General features: G+C 69.7%; 12 protein-coding genes. 4 read left to right on the forward strand and 8 right to left on the reverse strand.

The window, feature by feature from the left end:
- Positions 1-65 precede the first annotated feature (65 nt).
- Positions 66-593: a TerD family protein gene (locus ACIOJD_RS20335; protein ID WP_401915348.1), complete on the forward strand. Its 528-nt coding sequence runs from the start codon at positions 66-68 to the stop codon at positions 591-593.
- Positions 594-706: 113 nt separating this feature from the next.
- Here ACIOJD_RS20335 and ACIOJD_RS20340 read toward each other — a convergent pair whose 3' ends face one another.
- Together ACIOJD_RS20340 and nrdR are read right to left on the reverse strand one after the other, a co-directional pair.
- Entirely contained in the window at positions 707-3,616 is a 2,910-nt protein-coding gene (locus ACIOJD_RS20340) for a vitamin B12-dependent ribonucleotide reductase (RefSeq protein ID WP_401915351.1), read from the reverse strand.
- A 143-nt stretch (positions 3,617-3,759) separates the two neighbouring features.
- Complete coding sequence (nrdR, locus tag ACIOJD_RS20345) at positions 3,760-4,269, reverse strand: transcriptional regulator NrdR (protein ID WP_401915353.1); 510 nt, start codon at positions 4,267-4,269, stop codon at positions 3,760-3,762.
- Between the two features lie 496 nt (positions 4,270-4,765).
- Here nrdR and lexA point away from each other — a divergent pair, with 496 nt between their 5' ends.
- On the forward strand, positions 4,766-5,551 hold the full coding sequence (gene lexA, locus ACIOJD_RS20350; protein ID WP_401884364.1) for a transcriptional repressor LexA: 786 nt from the start codon (positions 4,766-4,768) through the stop codon (positions 5,549-5,551).
- A gap of 154 nt (positions 5,552-5,705) precedes the next feature.
- On the opposite strand, the gene ACIOJD_RS20355 is transcribed toward lexA, so the two are convergent.
- From ACIOJD_RS20355 to ACIOJD_RS20375, 5 genes are all read right to left on the reverse strand, one after another.
- The gene (locus ACIOJD_RS20355; protein ID WP_401915356.1) at positions 5,706-7,676 is read right to left on the reverse strand and encodes an ATP-dependent DNA helicase; all 1,971 of its coding nucleotides are present in this window, start codon (positions 7,674-7,676) and stop codon (positions 5,706-5,708) included.
- A 38-nt stretch (positions 7,677-7,714) separates the two neighbouring features.
- Positions 7,715-9,490 carry an IucA/IucC family protein gene (locus ACIOJD_RS20360; protein ID WP_401915583.1) on the reverse strand — a complete coding sequence of 592 codons (1,776 nt, stop codon included), beginning with the start codon at positions 9,488-9,490 and terminating at the stop codon, positions 7,715-7,717.
- Positions 9,491-9,792: 302 nt separating this feature from the next.
- Positions 9,793-10,608 (reverse strand): GNAT family N-acetyltransferase, encoded by an 816-nt coding sequence (locus ACIOJD_RS20365; protein WP_401915359.1) that lies wholly within the window; start codon positions 10,606-10,608, stop codon positions 9,793-9,795.
- Between the two features lie 41 nt (positions 10,609-10,649).
- Positions 10,650-12,572, reverse strand: coding sequence for an IucA/IucC family protein (locus ACIOJD_RS20370; protein WP_401915360.1), 1,923 nt, complete (start codon positions 12,570-12,572; stop codon positions 10,650-10,652).
- Between the two features lie 32 nt (positions 12,573-12,604).
- Entirely contained in the window at positions 12,605-13,990 is a 1,386-nt protein-coding gene (locus ACIOJD_RS20375) for a diaminobutyrate--2-oxoglutarate transaminase family protein (RefSeq protein ID WP_401915362.1), read from the reverse strand.
- 361 nt (positions 13,991-14,351) lie between these two features.
- On the opposite strand from ACIOJD_RS20375, the gene ACIOJD_RS20380 reads away from it, so the two are divergent.
- Positions 14,352-15,596 (forward strand): trypsin-like serine peptidase, encoded by a 1,245-nt coding sequence (locus tag ACIOJD_RS20380; protein WP_401915365.1) that lies wholly within the window; start codon positions 14,352-14,354, stop codon positions 15,594-15,596.
- A 216-nt stretch (positions 15,597-15,812) separates the two neighbouring features.
- On the forward strand, positions 15,813-16,994 hold the full coding sequence (locus ACIOJD_RS20385; RefSeq protein WP_401915367.1) for a trypsin-like serine peptidase: 1,182 nt from the start codon (positions 15,813-15,815) through the stop codon (positions 16,992-16,994).
- Positions 16,995-17,076: 82 nt separating this feature from the next.
- Here ACIOJD_RS20385 and hflX read toward each other — a convergent pair whose 3' ends face one another.
- Positions 17,077-18,585 (reverse strand): GTPase HflX, encoded by a 1,509-nt coding sequence (gene hflX, locus ACIOJD_RS20390; protein ID WP_401915370.1) that lies wholly within the window; start codon positions 18,583-18,585, stop codon positions 17,077-17,079.
- Positions 18,586-18,595 lie beyond the last annotated feature (10 nt).

The following is an 18,595-nucleotide window of genomic DNA, read 5'->3' on the forward strand; positions in this document are numbered from 1 at the left end:
AGCCTTGGGTCCGAGGCTCGGAGATCCGGGCCGGTCATGAAGGGTTATGAAGAGGGGGAAGACCGGTGAGCAGTCTCAACAGAGGAGTGGCGAAGATCGAGGTCACGCTCAAATGGGACCCCAGTCCACTGGGCGCGACCCCGCATGATCTCGACCTCGTCGCCGCGACCTACACAGCGGACGACGCGAGCGGCAAGCCCGCCTATCTGGTCCATTTCGACAGTCGGTCGCCGGACGGCACCATCACGCTGGACCGGCAGAGCCGGACCGGCCAGGGGTTCGGCTCCGACGAGGAGATGACGCTGGAGCTGGAGCGGCTGGCGCCCGTCTACACCCGCGTGGTGGTGGGCGTGGCCATTCAGCAGCGGGACGGCCGGCGGACGTTCGGGGACATAACCAATCCCGGGATCCGCATCCTGGAGGGATACACGGAGCTGGCGGAGGTCAACTTCGACGGCGTCTCCGGCTCCACGGCGGCCACCGTCGCGGAGTTCACCCGGGACCCCTCGTCGGGGGCGTGGCGGTTCCACACGTCCGTCCGGGGATTCGACACCGACCCGCAGGCCTTCGGTGCCCTGATGGGCGGCGCCTGACCCCGGGGCCGCCCGCGGCCCCGGGGCCTGTCGCGAAGCAGCGCGGTACGCCCCGAGGGACGGCGAGCCACCTCGGCTCACCGCCCCTCGGGCGTCCGTCATCGTGGAACGGGTCAGCTGCAGCCGCTCGTGGAGCCGCATCCCTCGCAGATGTAGCAGGACCCGGCCCGCTGCATCTTCGTACCGCAGGAGAAGCAGAGCGGTGCGTCGGCGCTGATGCCGAGCTGCATCTCGACCAGCTCGGCCGAGGTGCGCGCCTCCTTGGGCGCCGGGATCACGCTCGCCTTGGTGCCGGCCGAGGACACCGGCTTGAGCGTCTCCGGCCTGCTCGCCGCGGACTGGGCCGCCAGGTTCCCGGCGTCCAGACCGTCATCACCCGGGGACGGCTCGTACGAACCGGTGTCCAGGTGACGCTGGCGCTCCTCCGCGGAGTGGATCCCAAGGGCGGAGCGGGTCTCGAAGGGCAGGAAGTCCAGCGCGAGACGGCGGAAGATGTAGTCGACGATCGACTGCGCCATCCGTACGTCCGGGTCGTCCGTCATACCGGCCGGCTCGAAGCGCATGTTGGTGAACTTGGAGACGTAGGTCTCCAGGGGAACCCCGTACTGGAGCCCGACCGAGACGGCGATCGAGAAGGCGTCCATCATCCCCGCGAGGGTCGAACCCTGCTTGGACATCTTGAGGAAGACCTCGCCGAGACCGTCGTCGGGGTAGGAATTGGCGGTCATGTAGCCCTCGGCGCCGCCCACCGTGAACGAAGTGGTCAGACCGGGACGCCCCTTGGGCAGGCGCTTGCGGACCGGTCGGTACTCGATGACCTTCTCGACCGCCTCGCGGATGGCCTCCTCGGCCTTCTCCGCGACCTTTTCCGCGACCTTCTCCCCGTCCTTCTTCTTGGCCGAGAGGGGCTGGCCGACCTTGCAGTTGTCGCGGTAGATGGCGAGCGCCTTGACGCCCAGCTTCCACGCCTCGAAGTAGACCTCTTCGACGTCCTCGACCGTGGCGCTCTCCGGGAGGTTCACGGTCTTGGACAGCGCACCGCTGATCCAGGGCTGGATGGCCGCCATCATGCGGACATGGCCCATGGCGGAGATGGAGCGGTCACCCATCGCGCAGTCGAAGACCTCGTAGTGCTCGGTCTTCAGCGCGGGGGCGTCCACCACATTGCCGTGCTCGGCGATGTGCTCGACGATCGCCTCGACCTGCTCCGCCTGGTAGCCGAGGCGGCGCAGCGCCTGCGGAACCGTGCCGTTGACGATCTGCATCGAGCCGCCGCCGACCAGCTTCTTGAACTTGACCAGGGCGAGGTCGGGCTCCAGGCCGGTGGTGTCGCAGGACATCGCGAGACCGATGGTGCCGGTGGGCGCGATGACCGATGCCTGGGCGTTGCGGAATCCGTTCTTCTCACCGAGGCGGAGAACGTCCTGCCAGGTCTCCGTGGCGGCGGCCCACACCGGGCTGTCCAGGTCGTCGACGCGGACGGCCGTGCCGTTGGCGTCGGAGTGCTGCTTCATGACGCGCTTGTGCGGCTCGGCGTTGCGGGCGTAGCCGTCGTACGGGCCGACCACCGCGGCCAGTTCGGCGGAGCGGCGGTACGACGTGCCCGTCATCAGCGAGGTGATGGCGCCGGCGAGGCTGCGGCCGCCGTCGGAGTCGTACGCGTGCCCCGTGGCCATCAGCAGGGCGCCGAGGTTGGCGTAGCCGATGCCGAGCTGGCGGAAGGCGCGGGTGTTCTCACCGATCTTCCGCGTCGGGAAGTCCGCGAAGCAGATGGAGATGTCCATCGCCGTGATGACCAGCTCGACGACCTTGGCGAAGCGCTCGGCCTCGAAGGACTGGTTGCCCTTGTCGTCGTCCTTGAGGAACTTCATCAGGTTCAGGGAGGCAAGGTTGCACGAGGTGTTGTCCAGGTGCATGTACTCACTGCACGGGTTCGAGCCGTTGATCCGGCCGGACTCGGGGCAGGTGTGCCAGCGGTTGATGGTGTCGTCGTACTGGATGCCCGGGTCGGCGCAGGCCCAGGCCGCCTCGGCCATCTTGCGGAAGAGGGACTTGGCCTCGACCTCTTCGATGACGTCGCCGGTCATCCGGGCGCGCAGCCCGAACTTGCCGCCGGCCTCGACGGCCTTCATGAACTCGTCGTTCACCCGGACCGAGTTGTTGGCGTTCTGGTACTGGACGGACGTGATGTCGTCGCCGCCCAGGTCCATGTCGAAGCCCGCGTCGCGCAGGGCGCGGATCTTCTCCTCTTCCTTCACCTTGGTCTGGATGAAGTCCTCGATGTCGGGGTGATCGACATCGAGGATGACCATCTTCGCCGCGCGGCGCGTGGCGCCACCCGACTTGATGGTTCCGGCGGAGGCGTCGGCACCGCGCATGAAGGAGACCGGTCCGGAGGCGTTGCCTCCGGAGGAGAGCAGCTCCTTGGAGGAGCGGATCCGGGAGAGGTTCAGGCCCGCGCCCGACCCGCCCTTGAAGATCATGCCCTCTTCCTTGTACCAGTCGAGGATCGAGTCCATCGAGTCGTCGACGGCCAGGATGAAGCAGGCCGAGACCTGCTGCGGCTGGGGCGTGCCGACGTTGAACCACACCGGCGAGTTGAAGCTGAAGACCTGGTGCAGGAGGGCGTACGCCAGCTCGTGCTCGAAGATCTCGGCGTCGGCGGGCGAGGCGAAGTAGTGGTGGTCCTCGCCGGCCTTGCGGTAGGTCTTCACGATCCGGTCGATGAGCTGCTTCAGACCGGTCTCGCGCTGCGGAGTGCCGACCGCACCACGGAAGTACTTGCTGGTAACGATGTTGACCGCGTTCAGCGACCAGAAGTCGGGGAACTCGACGCCACGCTGCTCGAAGTTGACCGAGCCGTCGCGCCAATTGGTCATGACGACGTCACGGAGCTCCCAGGCCACCTCGTCGTACGGATGCACGCCGGGGGAGGTGTGGATCCGCTCGATGCGCAGCCCCTTGCTGGCCTTGGTCCCCTTGGCTCGGGAACCTCGTGCCGGACCGCTCGCCGTCTCTGTCATGCCGCCTCCCATATACGTACAAAAACGCCCTGAAGTGCCATGTTCTTCCCGTGGCACAGGGTGTGTGTCTGATGCCCCGGGCGCGCCGAAGGCGCCCGTGACAGGTCTTGATCACCGCGGAGCGGCCGGGCCGGGGCGGCCGGTCAGTCCGCGGTGGTGGCGGGCACGGGGACCCCTTGGGTCCCGTCGGCGCCGCATTCCTCTGAGGGGGGCCGCTCGCGCAGTTCCGCGATGGCGGCCTCGAAGTCTTCGAGCGAGTCGAACGCCCGGTACACGGATGCGAAGCGCAGGTACGCGACGAGGTCGAGTTCCTGCAGTGGGCCGAGTATGGCCAGCCCCACGTCGTGGGTGGTCAGCTCGGCGCTCCCGGTGGCGCGCACCGCCTCCTCGACCCGCTGGCCGAGCTTGGCGAGGGCGTCCTCGGTGACCGGCCGTCCCTGGCACGCCTTGCGCACACCGGAGATGACCTTGGTACGGCTGAAGGGTTCGGTCACGCCGCTGCGCTTGATCACCATCAGCGAGGCCGTCTCCACCGTTGTGAAACGGCGGGCACAGTCGGGGCACTGCCGACGGCGGCGGATCGACGTTCCGTCGTCGGTGGTACGACTGTCGACGACACGGCTGTCGGGGTGCCTGCAGAAGGGACAGTGCATGGTTCCCAACCCCTCCTTCACAGCGCGACGAAATAGCCTCGTCAGGGCCCGGAAAGAACCCCTCGAAGCACTCCCCAGCATAGGCGATGGCTTGGGTCACCAGAGACCGGGGACCACAACTTCTGGGAGGCTGCGGCAATCCAACCACTAGATCTGGGGTTTGGCTGCATCCTAAGCCCCGACGCGTGTCGCATGTCGGGGAGGTGGCCGGCAGGGCCGCGGGGACCGGCCACGAGGGTACGGGAAGGGCGCGGCGGCCGGGATCACGGGCCGACCGGTGGAAGACTGGACCCGGCACCACAACGCCGTGGCGCGACGCCCGGACCGTACCGCGACGGGCCACTCCCGCCCCGCTCTCCCGGCTCCTGCCCATACACCCAGCCAGCCGCTTGCGGCAGACACTCTACGATTTTTCACTCGAACGTGTGTTTGGCGCAACCTTTCGAAAGCTACTACCGTTGTCCAGCCAGGGAGAACATTTCGAGAGGGGCCCGACGTGACCACCACCGCAGACAGCGCCACCATCACTGCCCAGGACCGCTCCCAGAGCCGACTCGAGCCGGTGCATGCCATGAATGACGCAGCCACGAACCCGGAGGGGCCCAAGCCCGGCCGCTCGCTGCCCGGCCGACCTCCTGGAATCAGGGCGGACAGTTCGGGCCTCACGGACCGGCAGCGGAGGGTCATCGAGGTCATCCGCGATTCCGTCCAGCGGCGTGGGTACCCGCCGTCCATGCGGGAGATCGGCCAGGCCGTGGGCCTGTCCAGCACCTCGTCGGTCGCCCACCAACTGATGGCCCTGGAGCGCAAGGGCTTCCTGCGCCGGGACCCGCACCGGCCGAGGGCATACGAGGTCCGGGGTTCGGACCAGCCCAGCACCCAGCAGACGGACACGACCGGGAAGCCCGCCGCCTCCTACGTCCCGCTGGTCGGCCGGATCGCGGCCGGTGGGCCGATCCTGGCGGAGGAGTCCGTCGAGGACGTCTTCCCGCTCCCCCGCCAACTGGTGGGTGACGGAGAGCTGTTCGTCCTGAAGGTCGTGGGTGACTCGATGATCGAGGCCGCGATCTGTGACGGTGACTGGGTCACCGTCCGCCGCCAGCCCGTCGCGGAGAACGGTGACATCGTGGCCGCGATGCTGGACGGCGAGGCCACCGTCAAGCGATTCCGGCGCGAGGACGGCCATGTCTGGCTGCTCCCGCACAACTCCGCGTACCAGCCGATCCCCGGCGACGAGGCGACGATCCTCGGCAAGGTGGTGGCGGTTCTGCGCCGCGTCTGAAGAGCGGTCCCCCTGGCAGACAGTTGCGGTACACACCGGAATTCCGTGTACCGCGACTTTTTGCGTAGGGGGCGCTGACTGCCTGTGATGCCACTGCCCCTTGACCGCGTGTGGCACCCCCGAGCGTGCGTGGGACCACAGACCGTGTCGAGGGCTACTGGCCGTCGGCCTGCGCCTTGGCGTCGATCGCCGCGAGAGACCGACGTACCTGATTACGGTCCGTCGTGTACCAGAAATCAGGCAGTGAGGTCCGCAGAAAGCCGCCGTACCGAGCGGTGGCCAGCCTCGGGTCCAGTACGGCCACGACCCCCCGGTCGCCGCTCGCCCGCACCAGCCGTCCGGCGCCCTGGGCCATCAGCAGAGCCGCATGCGTCGCGGCCACTGCCATGAAGCCATTGCCGCCCGCCTGCTCCACCGCCTTCTGGCGCGCGCTCATCAGCGGGTCGTCCGGACGGGGGAACGGGATCCGGTCCATCACCACCAGCTGGGAACTCGGCCCCGGCACATCAACGCCCTGCCACAGCGAGAGCGTGCCGAACAGGCATGTCTTCGGATCGGCGGCGAAAGACTTGATCAGCTCGCCGAGCGTCTCCTCGCCCTGGAGCAGGATCGGCAGGTCCAGCCTGCCGCGCAGCTCCTCCGCGGCGGCCTGGGCCGCCCGCATCGAGGAGAAGAGACCGAGCGTACGCCCGCCGGCCGCCTCCACCAGCTCCGCCAGCTCGTCCATCATGTCGTCGCGCGAGCCCTCCCTGCCGGGTGTGGCCAGATGGCGGGCGACATAGAGGATGCCCTGCTTGCGGTAGTCGAAGGGAGAGCCGACGTCGATGCCCTTCCACTGGGGGACGTCATCGCCCTCCGTGCCCTCCGGCGCCAGACCGAGCGACGCTCCCACACCGTTGAAATCCCCGCCGAGCTTGAGCGTGGCCGAGGTCAGCACGACGGAGCGGTCGGCAAAGAGCTTCTCGCGCAGCAGCCCCGACACGGAGAGCGGGGCCACACGGAGGGACGCCCCGAACCGGTCGTGCCGCTCGTACCAGACCACGTCGTACTCGGAACCGTTGGCGATCCGCTCGGCCACGCCGTGGATGGACTCGACGGAGGCGAGCGCCTGCTTCCGTACGACGTCCTCGTCCTGCACGGACTTGTCGCGGGTCGAGCCCAGCGCCGAGATGACCGTACGGGCCGCGTCACGCAGCGCCATCAGGGCATAGCCGAGATCCTCGGGGATCTCTTCGAGCCGCCCGGGAAGGGCCAGCTCCATCAGCCGCTCGAAGGTCTCGGCGGCGCTCTGGAGACCGTCCGCCGCCTTCTCGTTCACCAGCTTCGCCGAGCGGCGCACGGCGCGGTGGACCTGCCCGGGGGTGAGCTCGCCGGTGGCGACCCCCGTGACCCGTGAGACCAGCTCATGGGCCTCGTCCACGATCAGCACCTCGTGCTGCGGAAGCACCGGGGCGCCCTCGATCGCGTCGATCGCGAGGAGCGCGTGGTTGGTCACCACGACATCCGCGAGCTTGGCGCGCTCGCGCGCCATCTCGGCGAAGCACTCCGCTCCGTAAGCGCACTTCGACGCCCCGAGGCACTCCCGGGACGAGACGGAGACCTGGGACCAGGCCCGGTCGGAGACACCGGGTGTCAGGTCGTCGCGGTCGCCGGTCTCCGTGTCGTCCGACCAGTCCCGCATCCGCAGCAGGTCCTGGCCCAGCCGGCTGGTCGGCGCCGCCGCCTCGAACTGGTCGAAGAGACCGTCCTCCTCGTCCTGCGGCACGCCCTCGTGCAGCCGGTGCAGACACAGGTAGTTGGACCGGCCCTTGAGCATGGCGTACTCAGGACGCCTGCGCAGCAGGGGGTGCAGGGCGTCGACCGTACGCGGAAGGTCCCGCTCCACGAGCTGGCGCTGCAACGCCAGGGTCGCCGTGGCCACCACGACCCGCTCTCCGTGCGCCAGGGCAGGCACCAGATAGCCCAGGGACTTACCGGTGCCCGTACCGGCCTGGGCGAGCAGATGGGACGGGGTGTCGATGGCCTCGGCGACGGCCTCGGCCATCGCGACCTGGCCTGGCCGCTCCACGCCGCCGACAGAGCTGACGGCGGCGTGGAGGAGCTCGGGAAGTGATGGCTTCGTCATAGCCCGACCAGCCTAAGGGGCAGCACTGACAGCGATGGTCACTCGCTCGACCGCACGGCGGCGATCGGGTTGGGGACCGTACCGTGCACAGCGGCGTGCGGCCGCTCGGACCGGTCCCGGTATCCGTCGAGATGGAGCCGGTTGCGATTGAGGCAGAGGCGCTCGATGCGGGGCGTGAGCAGGTCGAAGGTCTCGAAGCGCTCCTTGAGCTCCGGGAAGCGCGCCTGGTACCGCAGAATCTCCGCCCGTACGAGGGACCAGAACTCGTCCTCCGTCACGCCCAGTTGCTCCTGGCACAGGGGCGCCAGGTAGCGGAAGACGCCGACGAAGAGCCCTGAATGGATGAACTGGGTGAGGAAGGCGGGCTCCTCTGTAAGGAGGATGTCCTTCACGTCCTCGGGCATCGAATCGTGCTCCGGCAGCGGACGGGCGCTGACGTTCACATCGTCGACGAAGTCCTTGACCGCCAGCCGTACCGGAACGTCCTGGTCGTCGAAGACGACGATCGCGTTCTCTCCGTGCGGCGAGAAGACGGTCCCGTAGCGGTAGAGGAAGTGCAGCAGCGGCGGGAGCATCGCGGCGAAGAGCCGCTGGAGCCAGTCGGACGGAGTGAGTCCGGACCGCTCGACGAGTTCCGCCGTGAACGCGCGCCCCCGCGGGTCCGTATGAATCAGCGAGGCGAGCGTGCGGGCGCGCTCGCCGGGGGCCAGCCGGGTCTGGAGGGGCTCGCGCCAGATGGCTCCGAGCAGTTCCTTGTATTGGTACGGAACTTCCGGGAGGCGGTCGTACAGCGGGTGCTCGACGGTGACGGAGGCGACTTCGCCGAGCAGGATCACCCCGCACTCCTCGCGCAGGAAGGGGTCGGCGTCACGCAGCGCGTGGACCCACGCGGTGACGGCGGGGGCCGCGAGTGTGCGCTCGGTGGGCAGCCCGCGCCAGACCAGGGTGTTGAGGATCGACAGGGGCAGTTTGACCGTGTGCCGGTCGGGCCGTGCGGTGTTGAGGAACGTACGGATGGACTGCTGCGGCAGCCGGAGGTCACCATCGGTGGGGAGCGGGACTATCGCTCCCTCGGCTATCGCGGGCGCGTAGAGCTGCACCAGCACTTCGTCCCACTGCCAGGGATGCACCGGGAGGTAGAGGTAGGCGGCCGGATCGAGGCCCCGGTCGCGCAGTACGGAGTCGAAGCGCTCGCGGACCTCGGCGTCGAGTTCGAGTGCGTACAGGTGGTCGGGGGTGTCCAGCGCGGCGACGCCGCGGTAGGCGGCGAGGGAGGTGCTGACGGCGATCCAGGGCAGCCTGGCGGGCGTGCGGGCCTCGGGCGACCAACGCGCGGCGTCGGTGCCGGAGAAGCCGACCCGGCCCTTGTTGAGGACGATCCAGGGGTGGCCGGTCTGGTGCCCTTCGAGTTCGGCGTAGTCCAGGTCGGCGAGACGCGCCGCGGTGAGGGCGGTGTGGTCGAGCCTGGCGTCGGCGGCGAGCGTAGTGGTGAGTTCGCGGACGAGATGGCCGAGGGTCTGGCCGTCGAGTGCGAGCAGCCGACGGGACCGCAGCAGGAAGTCCAGCGGGTCGGTGAAGGGCTCGTCCTGGCACCGGAGGGACTCGGGATCGACGCGCCAGCTGCCGTACGAACCGCGTCCGGCCCGGAAGGTGAGTGTCTCGTCGGCGTCGAGCGTGAGGGAGTAGTGGCCGTCGTCGGTCCCCGGGACCGGCTCGATGATCTCTTCGTACGCGAACTCCCCGAGCAGTTTGGCGAGGAGGCGGGCGGCGGACCGGTTCCAGGTCCGCGCGTTCAGCTCGGGCGGGCAGAACAGGGCATCCGCCCCGGCGGAACCGCTGGGACCGGCGGGACCAGCGGAGGTGGTGGGACCGGTGGAGGTGGCGGGACTGACGGAAGTGGCGGGACTGAGGGAAGTGGCGGGACTGCTGGAGTCGGCGGGGCCGGTGACGGGGCTGGTGCCGTCGGCGGAGCTGGTGGAGCCGGATATGGCAGGGGACTTCGGCACAGGGACTCCTCGGGGAGGGAACCGATGATGGTCGAGCGGTGAACACGGAGGTGAATGCGGTGGATTCGGCGAACCGGAGGGAACGTGGCGCGCGCGCTGCTGCGGACCGCTCACAGCAGATCGCGAAGGGCACGTTCGCGGATCATGAGGGCGGCTCTTTTGTCGGGCAGGTCGACCTCCGCCGCGAAGCGGAAACCGGCGCTGAGGAAGGCGGACACGGAAGGGGTGTTCCGCAGATCGGGTTCGGCGAGGACACGGCCGCAGCGAGGACGGTGGTCGAGGATCAGATCGGCGACGGCCCTGAGCAGGGTGGTCCCTACACCGCGCCCCCGGTTGGCGACGCCTCCCAGAAGGAGATGGATCCCGGTGTCGTGCGGGCGCGCCGGATAGTGGCGCGCCAGCGGGTCGAGATCCGCGCGGTAGATCTCCCAATAGCTCATGGGGGCCCCGTCCAGCACGCCGAGACAGGGAACACTGCGCCCGTCGCCGTCGAGTTGAGGCCGCAGGTGTTGCGCGGTGACGGATTCCGGACCCGCCAGCGCCCAGAAGGCGTCCACCGCCGGATCGTTCATCCACCGGCTGATCAGGGTCAGATCGCGCTCGACGCGGACGGGGACGAGTTGGAAAACACCTGCGGGGGTGGTGACCGGCCCCCAGCCGGCCGGGGCGTCGAGCAGCTCACCGGCCTGCTCGGGGTCGTCGTCGCAGGCCCTGGGATCGGCCGTCGGGTCTCCCTCCGCGAACAGTGCGGCCAACTCCTCGGTCAGGGGCAGATCGAGGGTGTCCTCGGCGCTTGCGCCACCGTACGAGGGGGAGTCGGCTGAGGCGTCCGATCCGGGGCCAGGGTCTGATCCAGCGCCGGAGTCGGAGTCGGCATCCGCATCGGCAGCCGCATCAGCATCGGTGTTCGCGTCGGTGGGAGGCATCGGGCGCTCTCCTCTCAGCAGTTCGGACAGGTCACGATCCTTCAGTGGCGAAGAGGGTTGGTGATGGTGACGTAGACGGACTGGGTGTCGACCGGGCCGACGAGTTCGTCGAGGCCGTGCAGCCGGGTGAGCAGGTTGGCCTTGCTGCGCAGGGTGGGCGTGTCCAGGAGCTGGCCGGGCAGCGGCGAGCCGAGAGCGGTCGCCCCGGCGAGGAACTGGCGGAACGCCGCGATGAGCACCCGCTCGTCGGCGAGGCCCTGGGCGCCGAACGCCCCGATCAGACCGAGGACGTTGTTGATGCCGAGGTAGTAGGCGAAGCGCTCGTCGGTGACCTCGTCGGCGACGAAGGTGTCGCTGACCGAGCTGATGCCGGGAAGGCGGCGGTCCAGGGAGGCGCGGTGGGATTCGCGGAGGTAGTAGCCCTGATTGTCGCGGTAGCGGCCGCCGACGGGCCAGCCGTCGGTGTCCAGGAGCACCAGCGTGTTCTGCTGATGGGCTTCGAGGGCGATGCCGGCCGTGCCGTCCAGCCAGAGCACCGGCCGTACGACCTGGTCGAGGTAGCGCAGGAACCACTCGGCGGCCACGGCCCCTCCGGAGCGGCCGGTACGGGCGGCCAGCCCGGAGATGATCTCGGCGAGGCGCGAATACGTGCCCGTACGGCCGGGATAGGGGCGCTGAGCGGTCAGTCCCGCGATGCAGACGGCGTCGTCCTCGGGGCCGAACGGATTGTGGCGCAGCATCACATCCAGTCCGCCGATCTCTTCGCCGTCCTGGGTGTCGACGGCGAGCCAGGCCGGGTCGCGGATGATGTCGAAGCCGGGGTGCGCGGCCTGCCACTCCTTGGCGAGGCCGCTGCGCAGCAGCCGGTGGATCTCGACGCCCCGGTGGAGTTCCTTACGGAGGTTCTCGCGGCGGGAGTTGGTGATACGCACGCCGAGCGAGAGCTTGAGCATGGCGGCGGCGCCGGGCCGGTACACCGTACGGATCGAGGAGGTGGGGTGCCAGCGGCTTCCGTGCGGCCCCAGGTCATGGAGAAGACCGGCGTCGAGAAGCGCGGCGACGGCGGGGCGGTGCCGCAACTCCCGTGCCTGCCAGGGGTGGAGGGGCAGCGGGACGGTGCCGTCGGGTAGGGGCAGGTCGCCGAGGAGGCGGGTCGTGAGCACATGGGCGGGTACGAGGCGCCCCTGCTCGGTCCAGGCCGAGTCGGTCGCGAGCACGGACCGGTCGACGGCCATCCAGTGGAGCGGGAAGGAGCCGCGCAACTCGGGTGAGTACAGCCGGGCTTCGGCTTCGGAGAGCCCGTCCCTGCTCTTGGGGGTGGGGTGCAGGGGGTGCCCGAGGACCAGCGACTGCTCGGCCGTGAGGAACAGGTCCGCGTCGGCGTCCGCCTGCGGACGGTGGCGGCGGTCGGCGAGGAATTCGGCTGTGTGGCCCAGGGAGTTGGCGACTCGGCCGACCAGATCGGCACCCTGGTAGCGGCCCGACTCGCGGCCGAGGAGCGCGGCGACGGTGACGGCTTCCGCGGCGGGGGCGTCGTCGGGGGCACCTTCCAGGAACGGCGTGCCGAAGCGGTGCCAGCCGGTGTCCGACCAGTACCGGACCGGGACGAGGAGGGCGGTGCCGCTGGCGTCCAGGGGGATGCGCAGCACATTCCCGTCGGGACGGGGCAGGTTGGTCTCCCTGACCCAGCAGCGCAGCAGATTCTCGGTGGCCGCCGCGTCGGCCGCCTTCTGCGGGTCGGAGTGGTCGAGGTGGTCGGCCTGTCCGGGCTGTCCGGCCTCCCGAAGCCCCGCGTGCGATCCGGCGGAAGAGCTGTTGGACGACGTGGCCGGGCCCGCCGACGAGCCCGCGGCGGCGGGTAGGTGTTCGTCGTGACCGCCCGCCTGCTGCCGTGGCACCGTCACCGACTCGGCGGTCGGACGGCCGTCGGTCTCGGGAACATCGGGTGAGGGAGTGGGATTCACGGAGGGGGCTTCCTTGTGAGGGGGCGGGAGGGTTACGACACGCCGGTTTTTTCCCCGTACGACGAGCTGGTCCCGCCCGTCCGGAGCGCGGCACGCTCGGCGGCGGCCAGCGCGTCGGCGAAGCGGTCGAGGACCGCGACCGCCTGTTCGTCGGTGAGGGTGAGCGGAGGGAGCAGCCGTACGACCGAGCCCTGGCGCCCGCCGAGTTCGACGATCAGGCCGCGGCTGAGGCACTCCCGCCGCACGGCAGCGGCGAGGGCGGGGGCCGGCGGCGCAGGGTCGCCGGTGGCCGGGGCGACGAGTTCCACACCGATCATGAGACCACGACCGCGGACGTCCCCGACGCACGGGTGGTTCACGGCGAGACCCTGGAGCTGTCCGAGCATGCGCGCGCCGAGGACGGCGGCGCGGTCGGCGAGCTTGTTCTCCCGTACGTACGCGAGCGTGGCCGCGCCCGCCGCCATCGCGAGCTGATTGCCCCGGAACGTACCCGCGTGGGCCCCGGGCCGCCAGCAGTCGAGGTCCTCGTGGTAGACGATCACGGCCAGTGGCAGCGAGCCGCCGATCGCCTTGGAGAGCACCATGACGTCGGGCGTGATCCCACTGTGCTCCACGGCCCAGAATGTACCGGTCCGTCCCACTCCCGTCTGTACCTCGTCGGCGATGAGCGGGATGGACCGGTCCGCGGTGATCCGGCGCATGGCGCGCAGCCAGTCGTCCGGCGCGGGGATCACCCCGCCCTCGCCCTGCACCGGTTCGAGGATCATCCCGGCGGGGGCGGGCGCGCCGCCCTTGGCGTCGTCGAGCAGATTCTCCGTCCAGCGGGCGGCGAGTTCGGCGCCGCGCTCCCCGCCGACGCCGAACGGGCAGCGGTAGTCGTACGGATAGGGCAGCCGGGTCACCCGTACGTCCTGGGCGCCACCGGAGGCGGCGAGGGCTCCCTCCGTCATCCCGTGGTACGCCCCGGTGAAGGCGAGGAGGCCGCCCCGGCCGGTGGCGGTACGGACGAGTTTGACGGCGGCCTCGACCGCGTCCGTACCGGCCGGACCGCAGAACTGCACGCGGGCGTGTTCGGCGAACCGCCGCGGCAGCGTGGCGAACAGCTCGGTGGTGAAGGCGTCCTTGACGGGGGTCGCGAGGTCGAGGACCTGGAGCGGGGCGCCGGAGTCGAGCACCTTTCTGATCGCCTCCAGAACCACCGGGTGATTGTGCCCGAGGGCCAGCGAGCCCGCCCCGGAGAGACAGTCCAAGTACCGCCGCCCGTCGGCGCCTTCGATCGTCAGGCCCCGGGCGCGCACCGGCACGATGGGCAGCGACCTCGCGTACGTACGGGCGGCGGATTCGCGCTGGGTCTGGCGCCGGAGGATGCCCTCATGTGCGACGGTCGGCGCCGCCGGAGCTTGTTCGGTAACGGCCACGGCTTCGGTCCTCCCGCTGTCACGGTTCGGTCGCATGTCAGTACGGCGCCCGACCGGCGAATGTTCGACGGTGGACGCTGCCCCGACCCCGTACGTACCAACGACGCGGACCGCCGGGGATCACGGGCAGTGCGAAGATCGTTGGAACAAGGCGCCGGGGGCCCGGTGTTCGGGGCCCTGCTCTCCGGCCGCTGGGGCATTACGGACTCGGCGCCCTGGGCACGGAACCGCGGCCCTGCCGCGCGCCGTCCCCCACCACACCGGCATAGTGGGGGACCGCGTCCCGGCCCGGCTCCGGGACCTGGACGCACCATCTCGCTCTTTGTTCCGAATCGTTCCGAAGTCCCAGGGGGATCACGCCATGCGACCCATTCGCCCGACGCTTGCCGCACGCCGCAGGGGGAGCGCGCGGCGCAGAGTCTCCCCCGCACTCGCCGCGGCCTCCTTGGCCACGGTCCTCGCGCTGACGGCGACCGCCTGCGGTCCGGAGGAGGACGGCGCGGCGGCTCAGGCGAGCGACTCCGCCGACCCCGCGTCCGGCGGTGGCATCTCCTCGGACGGCAAGATCGTCATACCCGACGAGCTCAAGGACAAGCTCAAGGAGCGCGGGTTCGATCTGGACAAGTGGCGCGACGGCGAGTGGAAGAACTGGGACCGGGACAAGTGGCTGCGCGAGGCCAAGGACTTCGTCAATCCGATCATCGCGGGCCTCTGGGACCAGGACCGGATGCGGGACGCTGAACAGCCGCCCGAGAAGCCCGCGGACGACGAGCAGAACTGGGACGACGCGGGCGTCAGTGACCCGACGCCCGCCCCCGTCGATGCCCAGGCGGTGAAGACGCCGTACAGCGAGAGCGCCGCCGAGTCGGGCAAGTTGTTCTTCGACGGGCCCGAGGGCTCGATGGTCTGCTCGGCGACCGTGGTCACGGACCCGGCCAACCCCGGCAAGTCCAACATGGTGTGGACCGCGGGCCACTGCGTGCACGCCGGCAAGAAGGGCGGCTGGTACCGCAACCTCGCCTTCGTGCCGTCGTACAACAACGAAGGCCTGTCGATGGCCGAGTCGGAGAAGGCTCCCCAGGAGCAGATCGCCCCGCACGGCGTCTGGTGGGCCGACTGGGGACAGACCTCGCAGCAGTGGATCAGCCAGGGCGCCTCGACCGGCGGCCAGGGCGCTCCGTACGACTTCGCGGTCATCCATGTCACCCCGGAGAAGGGCGGCAACGGCAAGTCGCTGGAGGAGACGGTCGGTTCGGCGCTTCCGGTGGAGTTCAACGCTCCGGCCACCCCGAAGATCGACAGCATGACGGCGACCGGCTACCCGGCGGCGGCCCCGTTCGACGGGCAGAAGCTCTATCAGTGCCAGGACAAGCCGGGCCGGCTGTCGGTGACCGCCGGCGATCCGTCGATGTACCGCGTCGGCTGCACCATGACGGGCGGTTCGTCCGGTGGTGGCTGGGTCGCGAACGGACAGGACGGCAAGCCCGCCCTGGTGTCGAACACCTCGATCGGCCCGGTCACGGCCGGCTGGCTGGCCGGACCGCGTCTCGGCGATGTGGCCAAGGGTGTCTACGACGGCGTCAGCAAGAAGTTCGCGGGCCGGTGACTTGTCGGGGGTCTTCGGCGCGACAGCCGAAGACCCCCCGCACGGCCGTCGCCCGAGAATCCCGTACGGCCCGGCCATGCCGCGAGGCCCGTCGAAGGCTCTCCGATCCTTTGCACGTGTGATAGAAATTCCCGATCGTGACAGGCTCACGCCAAATTCTGGCCCGTGGCCATGTCTCGGAGCTCGGCGTTCATGCACATCAGGGGGAACAACTTCATGCGATCCATACGTCCGCTGCTCGCCGTCTCCGGCGCGGTCGCGGCCCTCGTTCTGACGGCCTCCGGCTGCGGACCGAGTGAGAACAAGCCGGCTGATTCCGCCGCCTCTTCCGGCTCCGCCACCGGCGGCGACAGGCCCGGGATTCCCGCGGATCTGGCCGACAGGCTCAAGGAGCACGGCGTCGATCCGCAGAAGTGGAAGGCCGGCGGGTGGAAGGACTGGGACAAGGAGAAGTGGCTCAGCAAGGCATCGGACTTCGTCAACCCGGTGATCGACGGCTTGTGGAAGCCGGAGCGGATGACGAGCGCGAAGTCGCCGGCCAAGACGCTCGCAGCCGGTGCCACCGGCGGTGAAACCACCGGCGATCAGGGAGTCACCGACCCGGCTCCCCGTCCGGTGAAGGCACAGGCGGAGACGACTCCGTACCACGAGAACTCGGCGGCGGTCGGCAAGGTCTTCTTCGACTCGCCCGAGGGCTCGATGGTCTGCTCCGCGACCGTGGTCAAGGACCCCGGGAACCCCGGAAAGTCCAACCTCGTGTGGACCGCGGGCCACTGCGTGCACGCGGGCGCGGAGGGCGGCTGGTACCGCAACATCACCTTCGTCCCCGCCTACAACGACCTGGGCAAGTCCGAGGCCGAGCTGCGGAACGCACAGCCGCAGGAGATCACTCCGTACGGAACGTACTGGGCGGACTGGGTCTCGACCTCCGGCGAGTGGATCAGCGAAGGCGGTCCGACCGGCGGCGACGGCGCCGCTTACGACTACGCCGTGATGCACGTCAAGCCCGAGAACGGCGGCAAGTCGCTGGAAGAGACCGTGGGCGCGGCGCTGGATGTCGACTTCGACCTGCCCGAGGCGGCGAGCGTCCAGGGCATGGGCGCGTGGGGTTACCCGCAGGCTCCGCCGTACGACGGTCAGCTCATGCACAAGTGCGTCGACCGGCCCGGACGGCTCTCGGTCGCCCCCGGTACGCCGACGATGTGGCGGATCGGATGCACGATGACCGCGGGTTCCTCGGGCGGCGGCTGGTTCGCTCACCAGCCGAACGGCAAGCTCGTGCTGGTCTCCAACACGTCCATCGGCCCGGTCACTTCGGGCTGGCTGGCCGGCCCCCGGCTGGGCAGGGGCGCCGAGCAGATCTACACGACGATGAGCGAGAAGTACGGCTCACAGTAGGAGGCCCGACAGCCAAGGCCCGCCATCTCATCGCGAGGTGGCGGGCCTTCGCCGTACTTGCCGCGTCACGCTCCCGGCACGGTCAGGGGGCCACCGGCACATACGGAGCGAGCGCGGCGGCCAGCTCCTCATGGACGCGCGCCTTGAGCACCGTGCCCTCGGGGGTGTGTTCCTCGGACAGCACTTCGCCCTCGGCATGCACCCGCGAGACCAGTCCGCCCGCCGTGTACGGCAGGAGCACCTCGACCTCGGTCTCGGGCCGGGGCAGCTCGGTGTCGATCAGCTCGATCAGCTCGCCGATTCCGTTGCCGGTACGCGCCGAGACGGCGATCGCGTACCGCTCCGTGCGCAGCAGCCGCTGAAGGACCAGCGGATCGGCCGCGTCCGCCTTGTTGATCACCACGATCTCGCGTACGTCCACCGCGCCGACATCGCGGATCACCTCGCGCACGGCGGCCAGCTGCTCCTCCGGCGCGGGGTGCGAGCCGTCCACCACATGCAGGATCAGGTCGGAGTCGCCGACCTCTTCCATCGTGGAGCGGAACGCCTCGACCAGGTGGTGCGGCAGATGGCGGACGAACCCGACGGTGTCGGCCAGGGTGTAGAGCCGCCCGCTCGGCGTCTCGGCCCGGCGCACGGTGGGATCGAGGGTGGCGAACAGTGCGTTCTCCACCAGCACGCCCGCGCCGGTGAGCCGGTTGAGCAGGGAGGACTTGCCCGCGTTGGTGTATCCGGCGATCGCGACCGACGGCACCCTGTTGCGGCGCCGCTCCTGCCGCTTGATCTCGCGGCCGGTCTTCATCTCCGCGATCTCCCGGCGCATCTTCGCCATCTTCTCGCGGATCCGCCGCCGGTCCGTCTCGATCTTGGTCTCACCGGGGCCTCGGGTGGCCATGCCGCCACCGCCGCCGCCACCCATCTGCCGGGACAGCGACTGACCCCAGCCGCGCAGCCTCGGCAGCATGTACTGCATCTGTGCCAGGGCCACCTGCGCCTTGCCCTCACGGGACTTGGCGTGCTGGGCGAAGATGTCCAGGATCAGGGCCGTACGGTCGACCACCTTGACCTTGACCACGTCTTCGAGATGGATCAGCTGGCCGGGGCTCAGCTCACCGTCGCAGACGACGGTGTCGGCGCCGCTGTCCAGCACGATGTCCCGCAGCTCCTGGGCCTTGCCGGAGCCGATGTAGGTGGCCGGATCGGGTTTGTCACGGCGCTGGATCACTCCGTCGAGCACCATCGCGCCCGCCGTCTCGGCGAGCGCCGCCAGCTCCGCGAGGGAGTTCTCCGCGTCCTGCGAGGTCCCCGATGTCCATACGCCGACCAGCACGACGCGCTCCAGGCGCAGCTGCCGGTACTCGACCTCGGTGACATCTTCGAGCTCGGTGGAGAGACCGGCCACACGCCGCAGCGCCGCACGGTCCGAGCGGTCGAACTGGTCGCCGTCCCGCTCTCCGTCGATCTCGTGGCTCCAGGCGACGTCCTCTTCCATCAGGGCATCGGCCCGAAGGCTCTCTGTACGGGGGTCCTCCGTGTCACGGGGGTCCGCGAAACTCTGCGCGTCCTGGGAAGGGGATGAAGAGGAGGTCATTGGATCCTTA

It is taken from the genome of Streptomyces sp. NPDC088116 (assembly GCF_044741745.1).
Classification (GTDB): domain Bacteria; phylum Actinomycetota; class Actinomycetes; order Streptomycetales; family Streptomycetaceae; genus Streptomyces.

Excerpts from the sequence above, each read along its gene's own strand:
- ACIOJD_RS20340 (WP_401915351.1), bottom strand. The coding sequence starts at position 3,616 with ATGACAGAGACGGCGAGCGGTCCGGCACGAGGTTCCCGAGCCAAGGGG.
- nrdR (WP_401915353.1), bottom strand. The coding sequence starts at position 4,269 with ATGCACTGTCCCTTCTGCAGGCACCCCGACAGCCGTGTCGTCGACAGT.
- ACIOJD_RS20355 (WP_401915356.1), bottom strand. The coding sequence starts at position 7,676 with ATGACGAAGCCATCACTTCCCGAGCTCCTCCACGCCGCCGTCAGCTCT.
- ACIOJD_RS20365 (WP_401915359.1), bottom strand. The coding sequence starts at position 10,608 with ATGCCTCCCACCGACGCGAACACCGATGCTGATGCGGCTGCCGATGCG.
- ACIOJD_RS20380 (WP_401915365.1), top strand. The coding sequence starts at position 14,352 with ATGCGACCCATTCGCCCGACGCTTGCCGCACGCCGCAGGGGGAGCGCG.
- ACIOJD_RS20385 (WP_401915367.1), top strand. The coding sequence starts at position 15,813 with ATGCGATCCATACGTCCGCTGCTCGCCGTCTCCGGCGCGGTCGCGGCC.
- hflX (WP_401915370.1), bottom strand. The coding sequence starts at position 18,585 with ATGACCTCCTCTTCATCCCCTTCCCAGGACGCGCAGAGTTTCGCGGAC.